This is a genomic window from Roseburia sp. AF15-21, from assembly GCF_003479505.1.
Classification (GTDB): Bacteria; Bacillota; Clostridia; order Lachnospirales; family Lachnospiraceae; genus Roseburia_C; species Roseburia_C amylophila.
In genome coordinates this window covers 116,047-127,520 of the sequence record NZ_QUHG01000002.1, presented here as the reverse complement: position 1 = coordinate 127,520, position 11,474 = coordinate 116,047, and the positions used below count along the sequence as shown (strand labels likewise).

The following is an 11,474-nucleotide window of genomic DNA, read 5'->3' as shown; positions in this document are numbered from 1 at the left end:
CTAAATCACCTCTTCCAGCGCTTCCTTCGCAATTTTTTCTGCTGCTTCATCCTTCATCAAATCACAGATATGCTCCAATTTTGCACCTGTCACAATACGTTCTGCAGCTTCTTTATCAATACCTCTTGCTCCAAAATAGAACATGGTATCTTCATCTAATTCTCCAATGGTTGCTCCGTGATTTCCCTTTACGTCTTCCTGTGCACATAAAATCAGCGGAATGGTCTTATTTTCCACATCATCACCCAGCAGAAGTACGCTTTCCTCTTCCTGTCCTTCTGCGCCGGAGGAACCACGTTTAAAATCAATGGTTCCGCGGAAAACTTTATGTGCCTGTCCGCGAAGAGCTCCGTCAGAATTAATATAGCTCATGGTTTTCTCGCCAAAATGATTGGCTACCATATTATAGTCTAAAATCTGCTGTGCCTGGCCAAGATATCCGGTCTCTGTGGCAAACTTACTTTCTTTTCCATTCAAATCCATGCGGCATCCGGAATAGAGATTTCCTTTTCCAAGGAACAACTGGATATATTCCACCTTTGCTCCTTCGCCAATTAAATTGCCGCCTATATCACTTAATAAAGTCTCATGCTCCTGCGGCATCTGAACCTGAACTAATCTTACAGATGCACCGCTTTCGACTTTCATCTTGACACGGACTGCCAGAGATGCTTCTGCGGTACTGTCTTCCTCTTTTGTGGCATCCGGAGCCACACGGCTGTCCATCACAACAGTAAGTGTACTGTTTTCTTTTGCAACTATCTCTACACAGCCTGCCGTATGTGCATCTTTTTTGCCGGAAATGTGCAGTCTTACGGTTTTATCCTGTCCTGCATTATCTGCAAGAATCTGATATTTTGCAGTATTTTCTGTTGCAAAGATTGCATCTGCTTCTCTTCCGGCACCGGTTTCAATGTCCGAAAGCTGCTCTGTTTCAGTAGATACTGCATCTCCCTCTGCTGCAATCTCACAAGGTTCTATCTTATTGCTCCATTTTATTGGAGTTTCATTTACCTTCAGCCAGTTCCAGGTAGGAGAAGGCAATTCATTGATTTTCATACTTACATTTTGTTCCATGCTCTTTCCACATCCCTTCTGCTATCCTATGCTGCCCTTCATCTCAAGGCGAATCAAATTGTTCATTTCCAATGCGTACTCTAAAGGCAGTTCCTTGGAAACATTATCCGCAAATCCGCTGACGATGCAGGCTCTTGCGTCCTCTTCACTCATGCCTCTTGACATCAGATAGAAAATTGCTTCATCACTGATGCTTCCAATCTGGGCTTCATGTCCCACATTGGCATCCTTGGTACGGATGTCCATTGCCGGAATGGTATCGGAACGGGACTCAGAATCTAACATCAGAGACTGACAGGATACTGCTGACTTCGTGCCTTTCGCTTCCTTCGTTACCACAACGGAACTACGGAAAGTACTGATACCACCATCCTTGGAAATGGAACGGGTATTCATATAGGAGCTGGTGTCCGGTGCGCAGTGTACCACTTTGGCTCCGGTATCAAGGTTCTGTCCTTTTCCTGCAAAAGTTACACCGGTAAATTCCATGCGGGCACCCTTTCCTTTTAAGACACTCATCGGATACAGATAAGATACATGGGAACCGAAGGAACCGGATACCCATTCAATGGTTCCGCCCTCTTCTACCAGTGCCCGCTTGGTATTTAAGTTATACATATTCTTTGACCAGTTCTCGATGGTGGAATAACGAAGTTTTGCATTCTTGCCAACATACAATTCCACGCATCCTGCATGCAGATTGGCCACATTATATTTTGGTGCAGAACATCCTTCGATGAAATGAAGAGATGCTCCCTCATCTACGATAATCAATGTGTGTTCAAACTGTCCGGCACCTTTTGCATTCAGTCGGAAATAGGACTGCAGCGGAATCTCTACGTCCACACCCTTTGGCACATAAACGAAAGAACCGCCGGACCAGACTGCACCGTGCAATGCTGCAAATTTGTGGTCATTTGGTTTTACCAGCTTCATAAAGTGCTTCTGTATCATATCTGCATATTCACCATGCATTGCACTTTCCAAATCCGTATAAATAACGCCCTGTGCGGCAACTTCTTCTCTTACATTATGATAAACCAGTTCGGAATCATACTGTGCGCCAACACCTGCCAGTGACTTTCTCTCTGCCTGTGGGATTCCAAGACGTTCAAAGGTATCTTTAATGTCCTTTGGCACCTCAGACCATTTTCCCTTCATCTTTGTGTTTGGGCGGACATAGGTTACGATATGCTCCATATCCAGTCCTTCAATCGATGGTCCCCAGTCTGGCACTTCCATTTCATTGTAAATCTGTAAAGACTGTAAACGGAAATTCTGCATCCAGACGGGGTCATTTTTCTCTTTTGATATCTGCTCTACGATTTCAGGAGTAAGACCTTCTTTCAGCTTATAAGCATCCTTCTCATCATCCCGGATATCATATATGCTTCTGTCGATATCTTCTACATAGCTTTTCTCTTCCATTCCTTACACTCCTTACTCGTATTTTGCAAAACCATTCTCGTTTACTTCATCAATCAGGGATGCATCTGCGGTCTTAACAATGTGTCCCTCCACCATGATGTGTGTGAAATCTACGTGTAATGCCTCTAAAATCTTGGTGCTGTGTGTAATAATCAAAAGGCTTCCCTTACTGCTCTTCTGGTATTCTTCGATTCCTTTTGATACGGTTCTTACCGCATCTACATCCAGCCCGGAATCGGTTTCATCCAGAATCGCAAGCTCCGGCTTTAACATCAACATCTGTAAAATTTCAGCTTTCTTTTTTTCGCCGCCGGAAAATCCTACATTCAAATCACGTTCTGCATAAGACGGATCCATCTGTAAAAGTTCCATTTTCTCTGCCAGTTCTTTCTTAAAATCATAGAAACGGACTCTCTTTCCAGTCTTCTGTTCCAATGCACTACGGATAAAGGAACTTAAGGTAACGCCCGGTACTTCCAGTGGGTTCTGGAAAGATAAGAACATGCCGCTCTTTGCGCGTTCATTCACCGGCTCTCCGGTAATATTTTTTCCCTGGAAAAAGATTTCTCCGCTCTCTACCTGATAACGTGGATTACCAACCAGTGTATAACCCAGTGTGGATTTACCGGTTCCGTTTGGTCCCATCAGTACGTGTGTCTCATGTCTTCCTATTTCAAGATTTACGTCATGTAAAATATGTTTTTCTTCTACACTGACATTCAGATTTTTAACCTCTAAAAGTAATTCTTTGCTCATTTTTCTTCCTCCTGCATCTATTGTTTCTTCTTCGCTGCTTTCTTCTCCGCTTCCTGCTTCGACTGCAGAACATCCGCCAGCGTCATTTCATCAAAATATTTATCTATCAAATCTGCCAGTCCCTTCCAGATTGGAAGTGTACAGCAGGAATCTGATTTCTCACATGGCTCCTGGTCTTCTCTCAAGCAGGATACCGGTGCAAGCGTTCCTTCTGTCAGCCGCAGGATATCACCAACCCTGTATTCTTCCGGTTTCCGCTTCAGACGATAACCGCCCTTCTTGCCGCTGACTCCTTCTATCATATGTCCCTTGGAAAGAATGGCCGAAATACTCTCTAAATATTTCTGGGAAATATTCAGTTTCTCGGCAATTCCTTTTAACGGAATATATTCTTCCGCATCATGCTCCGCCAGCTCGACCATGACCTTTAATGCATACCTTCCTTTAGTTGAAATCATGCTCTGCATTCCTCCTTTTCTGGTTCATTCGCATCATATACCCATTCGCCTACTATGTCAATGGGTGAATCGGTTTTCGTTTGTTCTTTTCGGGGAACAAAAAAACGCCACCAAATGCATTTCACCGGTAAATACTACCAATGTCATAATGCATTTCGTGACGTTTCTTCTTTCTTATGAAAATATTCTATTTTCCGAAAAGCTTATTTATTGTAATTTACAATTTTTCCGAAGTCAGCCTTTAAGGAAGCTCCTCCTACCAGACCACCATCGATATCAGCTTTTGCGAACAGCTCTGCTGCATTTCCTGCATTTACAGATCCACCGTACTGGATACGGATAGACTCAGCTGTTGCTTCATCATATACTTCACGGATGCAGGCACGGATTGCGCCACAAACTTCTTCTGCCTGATCAGAAGTAGCTGTTTCACCAGTTCCGATTGCCCAGATTGGCTCGTAAGCAATAACTGCTGTTGCAGCCTGCTCTGCTGTTACGTTCTGGAATGCAATCTTAATCTGCATACGGATCCAGTCAAGGTAGATACCCTGTTTTCTCTGTGTTAAAGTCTCTCCACAGCAGATGATTGGTGTAATACCATGTTCGAAAGCTTTTAATACTTTCTTATTTACAGTCTCATCTGTCTCTGCGAAGTATTCTCTTCTCTCAGAATGTCCTAATACAACGTATTTTACGCCAGCGTCTGTAAGCATTGCCGGAGAGATTTCTCCTGTGTATGCTCCGCTCTCTTCAAAATACATGTTTTCTGCACCGATGCAGATGTTAGAACCTTTTGCTGCTTCCATTGCTGGAATAATATCAATTGCTGGTACGCAGAATACTACATCTACGTCTTCGTTTGCTACTAATGGTTTTAATTCATTTACCAGCGCAACTGCCTCGCTAGGAGTTTTGTTCATTTTCCAGTTGCCGGCAATAATTTTTTTTCTTGCCATTTTAAAATGTCCTTCTTTCTTAAATATATAAGCTTTTGCCTGCATACAGGCATGTGCTTTGATTACTTATTTATCATTTGCTGCTGCAACGCCTGGAAGCTCTTTACCCTCTAAGAACTCTAAGGATGCTCCACCACCTGTTGAGATATGGCTCATTTTGTCACCGAATCCAAGCTGGTTAACTGCTGCTGCAGAATCTCCACCACCGATGATGGTTGTTGCATCTGTATCAGCTAAAGCTTTTGCTACAGCAATAGTACCTGCTGCAAGAGTTGGGTTCTCGAATACACCCATAGGTCCGTTCCAAACAACAGTCTTAGCAGTCTTAACAGCATCTGCGAAAAGTGTCTGTGTCTTAGGTCCGATATCACAGCCTTCTCTGTCTGCCGGCATCTTGTCTGCATCATAAGTTTCTACTTCAACTGGAGCATCGATAGGATTTGGGAAATCTTTGATTGTTACAGCATCTACCGGAAGAAGAAGTTTCTTTCCAAGTTTCTCTGCCTTTGCCATCATTTCTTTACAATAATCGATCTTAGTATCATCTACTAAAGAGATTCCGATTTCATATCCTTTTGCTTTTAAGAATGTGTAAGCCATACCACCACCGATGATTAAGGTATCACATTTCTCAAGTAAGTTGTTGATTACATTTAATTTATCAGCAACTTTTGCACCACCAAGAATTGCAACGAATGGTCTTACCGGATTCTCTACTGCATTTCCAAGGAAGTCGATTTCTTTCTGCATTAAGTATCCAACTACTGCAGTGTCAACTAACTGTGCAACACCTACGTTAGAACAATGTGCTCTGTGAGCTGTTCCGAATGCATCATTTACAAATACATCACAGATAGAAGCAAGGTCTTTAGAGAAAGCTTCTCCGTTCTTTGTCTCTTCTGGTCTGAAACGTGTATTCTCAAGTAAGATAACATCGCCATCGTTCATAGCTGCTACTGCTGCTCTTACGTTCTCACCAACAACTTCAGGGTCAACAACGAATTTAACTTCCTGTCCTAATAACTCTGTAAGTCTTGCTGCTACTGGTGCAAGAGTTTTGGTCTGTTTGTCTTCTTCTGTTTTTACTTTTCCTAAATGGGAGCAAAGGATAACCTTTCCACCATCAGCGATTAATTTCTTGATTGTAGGAAGTGCTGCAACCAGACGGTTCTCGTCTGTAATCTTTCCTTCTTTTAATGGTACGTTGAAATCACATCTGCAAAGAACGCGAAGTCCTTTTACATTAATATCATCTATAGATTTTTTATTTAATGACATATTAAGTAGTCTCCTTTAAATTTTATTTCTAATAGCAAGAAAGAGCCCGGTCCTAAAAGACCGGACCCTTTTCCTGAGTCTTATCTGCACTCTGGCAGCCTGTCGCTTAAAAAAGTAGTCTACCGTGCAGTGATTGTTCGTTAAACTACGGGAAACACGCTTTGCGGGTTTCTCTCGTAAATTATGCTAACTCGCTGAAGTATTTGATTGTACGAACCATCTGAGATGTGTAGCTGTTCTCGTTATCATACCAAGAAACAACCTGTACTTCGTACAGATCATCAGATACCTGGTTAACCATGGTCTGTGTTGCATCGAACAGAGAACCGAATCTCATTCCAACGATATCAGAAGATACGATTTCGTCTTCATTGTATCCGAAGGACTCGTTAGCTGCTGCTTTCATAGCTGCATTGATATCTTCTTTTGTAACGCCAGCTTTCTTAACAACTGCTGTTAAGATTGTTGTAGATCCTGTAGGGGTTGGAACACGCTGAGCAGATCCGATTAATTTTCCGTTCAGTTCTGGGATAACAAGTCCGATAGCTTTTGCTGCACCAGTGCTGTTTGGAACGATGTTAACTGCTGCTGCACGAGATCTTCTTAAATCACCTTTTCTCTGTGGTCCATCAAGAGTCATCTGATCACCTGTGTAAGCATGGATTGTTACCATGATACCAGACTGGATTGGAGCATATTTATTTAATGCATCAGCCATAGGTGCTAAGCAGTTTGTTGTACAAGAAGCTGCTGAAATGATTGTATCAGATGCTTTTAATGTCTCATGGTTTGTGTTGTATACGATTGTAGGAAGGTCATTACCTGCTGGAGCAGAAATAACAACTTTACGAGCACCTGCATTGATGTGTGCCTGTGCTTTTTCTTTGCTTGTATAGAAACCTGAACACTCTAATACAACGTCAACTTTTAATTCACCCCATGGGCAGTTGTTTGCATCTGGGAATGCATAGATTTTGATTTCTTTTCCACATACGATGATAGAATCATCTGTGCAGGATACTTCATCAGCATGCTCATATTTACCCTGAGAAGAATCATATTTTAACAAGTGTGCTAACATTTTAGGGCTTGTTAAATCGTTGATTGCTACTACTTCGTATCCTTCAGCACCAAACATCTGTCTGAATGCCAGACGACCAATACGGCCGAATCCATTAATTGCTACTCTTACTGCCATTATTAATTCCTCCTAGAAATTTAATATAAAATATCTTTATTTGGGATTGTACCCAATCTGGTATTATTCTAACCAATTTTTGTCGAAAGTTCAAGTAGTTCCCATCACTTTGTTAATTTTTTCACTATTTTTATTTCTTCTTTCTCATTTTCAAACAAATGTTACAATAGCTTTTCCATTTTTCATACTGTCTTTTGACAGATTGTCAAATTTCTATTATAGTATTCTGTGTATTATATACAAAGATTTTACTATACTTGTGAAAATGTAACATTTTTCTTAGTAGAAATGTGTAAACACCGGGTAAGGTTTGTGCAATATGTAGGCGAAAGGAATAGGAAAGCTTCTCCCCGAAAACACTGGAACAGTTATGATGTGAGAATCCGCAGCACTTCACGGGCAGTATTTTTCTTGAAATTAGGCTGTCTTTCCGGCTGCTTTGACCGGATACTGCTTTTGTCTGCCAGCAGCGGATACCACACTTTGTCTGAAGGGACTCTAAGAATTCCTGCAAAGATATTTGATTTGCGGCAACCGGCACAAATTCATATCCATATTCAGATTGTGCCTCGCTGGTACATCCATGTACCAGCGTTGCCGGGTTGCAAAAGGAATTCTACGAGCCCCTAACAGACGCTGTTCACGGTATCCGCACGCCGGCAGACAAAATGCAGTATACTGTCAAACATTGGAAAGACTGCTTATTATAAAAGAAAGAAAAATACTGCAGGTTGAAGTGCCGGCTTCTTACATACAAACGTTCCGGTGCTTTTGGGAAGAAGCTTTCTCATCCAGTTCCCCACCTGCACAACCTTACCCGCCATACACCACCCACAGAAAGGAACACACTATGCTTTGGGACACACATATGCACACTGCTTTTTCTACCGACAGTGAGACCTCACCGGAATCCATGATTAAAGCCTCTATCGAACTGGGACTTGGCGGAATCTGCATTACCGACCATATGGATTATGATTATCCAAAAGAACATCCGGAGGATGAACCGGAATTTATCTTAGACACTCCGGTCTACTTCCCAACTATCCAGAAGCTGGGACAGCAATACAAAGATAAAATAAAAGTGCTGACCGGCATTGAGCTTGGATTGCAGCCTCATCTTGCAGCGAAACATCAGGAACTGATAAGCCGGTATGACTTTGATTTTGTCATCGGCTCTTCCCATGTAATCCACGGCAAAGACCCTTACTACTCCCGCTTTTTTGAAGGAAAAACCGAACAGCAGGCTTATCTGGAATATTTTGAATCTATCCTGGAAAATCTTGCGGTATTTGATCATTTTGATGTATATGGACATATCGATTATGTGGTACGCTACGGTCCAAACCGAAACCTTGAATATTCTTATCAGAAATATGCCGATGTCATTGATGCAATTTTAGAAAAGCTCATTGATATGGGAAAAGGAATTGAAATCAATACCGGTGGTTTCAAATATGGTCTGGGACATCCGAATCCAACAGAAGATATTATAAAACGTTATCACGAACTAGGCGGTGAAATCATTACCATCGGTGCCGACGCCCACAAACCGGAGCATGTTGCATTTGATTTTGCAAAAGTACCGGATATTTTAAAGGCCGCAGGCTTTCAGTATTTTACTGTATTCGAAAAGAGAAAACCGGCTTTTCTTCCGTTGTAAACTATGGGAATCACGCTTTACGAATTTCTCTTCTTATTGCGGTGTTCACCAAATCTGTATGCAGGCATGCGATTTTTCCTGTGTATGCAAAAGTAACGGTGCGGTTCGTCAACTTAAGAGAGGCATGATAAGTGCCCCTAACTGTACTTATCATGTCTCCTAAGTTGACGAACCACACCTCCTTTTTCTATCATAAGAAAATTGTTTTTACTTCAAATCCTACCCCAGCAGATGCAGCCGTTCGAATGCATGATACAGTCCGTCTTCATCAATCTTATCCGTAACCATATCCGCATACTGTTTTACTGCCGGAATCGCATTTCCCATTGCCACTCCTGTTCCTGCAAATTGCAGCATTTCCACATCATTTGGTCCATCACCAAAAGCAATGGTATCTTCCCTGCCTATCTTTAACTCATCCATAAGCCGCTGCATTCCGGTTGCCTTGTTGACTCCCATCTTCGTCATTTCACCGGACATCTGACGATCCTTGCCAAAGCTTGCTCCGGTTATCTTGATATAATTTCCGACTTCCTTCTGCATCACATCCACCGGAATATCGGCATCAAAATACATTCCACTTTCAAGAGCCGGCATCTGTTCCGGATGTTCAACAAGCGTCAATCCGTTTAAAGCACCGTCGATGTCAAGTCCAAGCCGCATACAGCGTTCTCTCATTTTCTTTGCATTCTCTTCATCCACATAACGTCCGTTGATTCCCTGCAGCATAAAGCATGCACCGTGCTCCTTCAGCACCTCTACCATATCCTGCACCTTATCATTTGCCAGAACGCTATGGTAAATTACCTTATCATTTGCAGACACATAAGCACCTGCCGAAGCCACAATGGCATCAAATCCAAACTCTAAAAGCCATGGATACACATTCGTTACAGTTCTTCCGGTACATAACGAAATCAGATGTCCCCGCTTTCTGGCAATGCTTAATGCTTCCCTGGCAGATTCCGGCATGTGCATGGTGAAATCCACCAGGGTTCCGTCTACATCCAAAAAAATCAGTTTACGGCTCATTATTCTGCGTCCCGAATCGCTTTTCGAACCGGAAGAACACAGCCAGGAGAAACAGATAATTCATCTACCCCCATCTCTAAGAAACGCTGGGTCAGAGTTGTATCTGCCCCAAGTTCTCCACATATTCCTGCCCAGATGCCTGCCTTGTGTGCATTTTCCACGGTCATCTGAATCAGCCGGAGCACTGCTTCATGATGCGGATTATAGAAGCTGTCAAGCTTTGCATTCTGACGGTCAATTGCCAGTGTATACTGGGTCAGGTCGTTGGTTCCGATACTGAAGAAATCAACCTCTTTTGCCAGTTCATCACTCATTACTGCTGCTGCAGGAGTTTCAATCATGATACCCTGCTCCACATTCCCAAAAGGAATCCCTTCCTTCGTAAGTTCTTCTTTCACTTCTTCTGAAATTGCTTTAATCTTACGCACTTCATCTACCGAAATAATCATCGGATACATAATTGCAATATTTCCGTAATTGCTTGCGCGGAATAAAGCACGAAGCTGGGTCTTAAAAATTTCCGGCCGGGTCAGGCAGATCCGGATAGCACGATATCCCATTGCCGGATTGTCTTCTTTGTCAAGGTTAAAGTAGTCCACCTGCTTATCGGCCCCGATATCCAGGGTACGGATAATGACCTTCTTCCCTGCCATGGTCTCTGCGACCTGCTTATAGGCTGCAAACTGTTCTTCCTCTGTTGGGAAGGTATCTTTTTCAAGATAAAGGAATTCACTACGGAAAAGTCCGATTCCACCGGCATCATTCTTAAGCACAGCCGCTAAGTCAGAGACATTTCCGATGTTGGCATAAAGGTTGATTTTCTGACCACTCTTTGTCACATTTTCTTTTCCCTTTAAAGTCAGCAGTAATTCCTTCTGCTTTGCATCCTCTTCTGCCTTTTTCTTATATTCTGCCAAAGTTGTTTCATCCGGTTCAACGATAAGAGTTCCGGTATAGCCATCCACAATTGCCTGTTTTCCGTTCCACTCTTCCTTGATTTCCACACCAATCAGTGCCGGGATGCCCATGGTTCTTGCTAAAATTGCAGTATGGGAATTCGTAGAACCTAGCTGTGTTACAAATGCCAGCAGCTTACTTTTATCCATCTGTACGGTTTCACTCGGAGCTAAATCCTTTGCCACAATAATAACCGGTTCATCTCCAAGATCGCCGCCCATGTCATTTCCACATAATACATTGATAACACGCTCAGAAATATCCTTCATATCAATGGAACGGGCTTTGAAATACTCGTCATCCATATTTGCAAATACTTCTGCAAAGTTATCTCCGGTAACACCTACCGCATACTCTGCATTTACACTCTGGCTCTCAATAAGATTGTGAACAGAATCATTATAATCTCCATCCTCTAACATCATGGCATGCACATCAAAAATCTGTGCATTTACTTCACCCACTTCTTTTAATGCTTTCTTGTAAAGCTTGTGGAGCTGTTCAATTGCAGTCTGCTTTGCTGCTTCATAGCGGGCAATCTCTGCTGCCGGGTCTTCTATTCTCTTTCTTACCACCTGATTTTCAGCTTTTAAAAGGAGTTTTACCTTTCCAATTGCAATACCGCTGAATACCTTTTTTCCATTAAACTTTTCCATAGTCCATACCTTCTT

General features: G+C 42.5%; 10 protein-coding genes. 1 reads left to right on the top strand and 9 read right to left on the bottom strand.

Going from position 1 to position 11,474, the window contains the following annotated elements; translation table 11 throughout:
- The 7 genes from DWW33_RS03550 to gap form a co-directional block, all read right to left on the bottom strand.
- Positions 1 to 1,077, bottom strand: a complete 1,077-nt coding sequence (locus DWW33_RS03550) for a SufB/SufD family protein (protein WP_117840782.1) — start codon at positions 1,075 to 1,077, stop codon at positions 1 to 3.
- A 21-nt stretch (positions 1,078 to 1,098) separates the two neighbouring features.
- Positions 1,099 to 2,505, bottom strand: a complete 1,407-nt coding sequence (gene sufB / locus DWW33_RS03545) for a Fe-S cluster assembly protein SufB (RefSeq protein WP_117840781.1) — start codon at positions 2,503 to 2,505, stop codon at positions 1,099 to 1,101.
- A 12-nt stretch (positions 2,506 to 2,517) separates the two neighbouring features.
- A complete protein-coding gene (gene sufC, locus DWW33_RS03540) occupies positions 2,518 to 3,261 on the bottom strand; it encodes a Fe-S cluster assembly ATPase SufC (protein ID WP_117840780.1) in 744 nt (247 codons plus the stop codon).
- Between the two features lie 17 nt (positions 3,262 to 3,278).
- Positions 3,279 to 3,719, bottom strand: coding sequence for an RrF2 family transcriptional regulator (locus tag DWW33_RS03535; RefSeq protein ID WP_117696912.1), 441 nt, complete (start codon positions 3,717 to 3,719; stop codon positions 3,279 to 3,281).
- 203 nt (positions 3,720 to 3,922) lie between these two features.
- Positions 3,923 to 4,675 carry a triose-phosphate isomerase gene (tpiA, locus tag DWW33_RS03530; RefSeq protein WP_022242403.1) on the bottom strand — a complete coding sequence of 251 codons (753 nt, stop codon included), beginning with the start codon at positions 4,673 to 4,675 and terminating at the stop codon, positions 3,923 to 3,925.
- Positions 4,676 to 4,741: 66 nt separating this feature from the next.
- Complete coding sequence (locus DWW33_RS03525) at positions 4,742 to 5,953, bottom strand: phosphoglycerate kinase (RefSeq protein WP_022242404.1); 1,212 nt, start codon at positions 5,951 to 5,953, stop codon at positions 4,742 to 4,744.
- A gap of 181 nt (positions 5,954 to 6,134) precedes the next feature.
- Positions 6,135 to 7,151 (bottom strand): type I glyceraldehyde-3-phosphate dehydrogenase, encoded by a 1,017-nt coding sequence (gap, locus tag DWW33_RS03520; RefSeq protein WP_022242405.1) that lies wholly within the window; start codon positions 7,149 to 7,151, stop codon positions 6,135 to 6,137.
- Positions 7,152 to 8,001: 850 nt separating this feature from the next.
- Between gap and DWW33_RS03515 the strand changes: the two genes are divergently transcribed.
- Complete coding sequence (locus DWW33_RS03515; protein ID WP_118638852.1) at positions 8,002 to 8,814, top strand: histidinol-phosphatase HisJ family protein; 813 nt, start codon at positions 8,002 to 8,004, stop codon at positions 8,812 to 8,814.
- A gap of 219 nt (positions 8,815 to 9,033) precedes the next feature.
- Here DWW33_RS03515 and DWW33_RS03510 read toward each other — a convergent pair whose 3' ends face one another.
- Complete coding sequence (locus DWW33_RS03510; RefSeq protein ID WP_117840778.1) at positions 9,034 to 9,846, bottom strand: HAD family hydrolase; 813 nt, start codon at positions 9,844 to 9,846, stop codon at positions 9,034 to 9,036.
- Complete coding sequence (ptsP, locus tag DWW33_RS03505; RefSeq protein WP_118639001.1) at positions 9,846 to 11,459, bottom strand: phosphoenolpyruvate--protein phosphotransferase; 1,614 nt, start codon at positions 11,457 to 11,459, stop codon at positions 9,846 to 9,848. Before ptsP ends, DWW33_RS03510 begins: the two co-directional genes overlap by 1 nt.
- Positions 11,460 to 11,474 lie beyond the last annotated feature (15 nt).

Bases quoted from the DNA above. Each gene is read 5' to 3' on its own strand.
- DWW33_RS03550 (WP_117840782.1), bottom strand. From the start codon at position 1,077: ATGGAACAAAATGTAAGTATGAAAATCAATGAATTGCCTTCTCCTACC.
- sufB (WP_117840781.1), bottom strand. From the start codon at position 2,505: ATGGAAGAGAAAAGCTATGTAGAAGATATCGACAGAAGCATATATGAT.
- sufC (WP_117840780.1), bottom strand. From the start codon at position 3,261: ATGAGCAAAGAATTACTTTTAGAGGTTAAAAATCTGAATGTCAGTGTA.
- DWW33_RS03535 (WP_117696912.1), bottom strand. From the start codon at position 3,719: ATGATTTCAACTAAAGGAAGGTATGCATTAAAGGTCATGGTCGAGCTG.
- tpiA (WP_022242403.1), bottom strand. From the start codon at position 4,675: ATGGCAAGAAAAAAAATTATTGCCGGCAACTGGAAAATGAACAAAACT.
- DWW33_RS03525 (WP_022242404.1), bottom strand. From the start codon at position 5,953: ATGTCATTAAATAAAAAATCTATAGATGATATTAATGTAAAAGGACTT.
- gap (WP_022242405.1), bottom strand. From the start codon at position 7,151: ATGGCAGTAAGAGTAGCAATTAATGGATTCGGCCGTATTGGTCGTCTG.
- DWW33_RS03515 (WP_118638852.1), top strand. From the start codon at position 8,002: ATGCTTTGGGACACACATATGCACACTGCTTTTTCTACCGACAGTGAG.
- DWW33_RS03510 (WP_117840778.1), bottom strand. From the start codon at position 9,846: ATGAGCCGTAAACTGATTTTTTTGGATGTAGACGGAACCCTGGTGGAT.
- ptsP (WP_118639001.1), bottom strand. From the start codon at position 11,459: ATGGAAAAGTTTAATGGAAAAAAGGTATTCAGCGGTATTGCAATTGGA.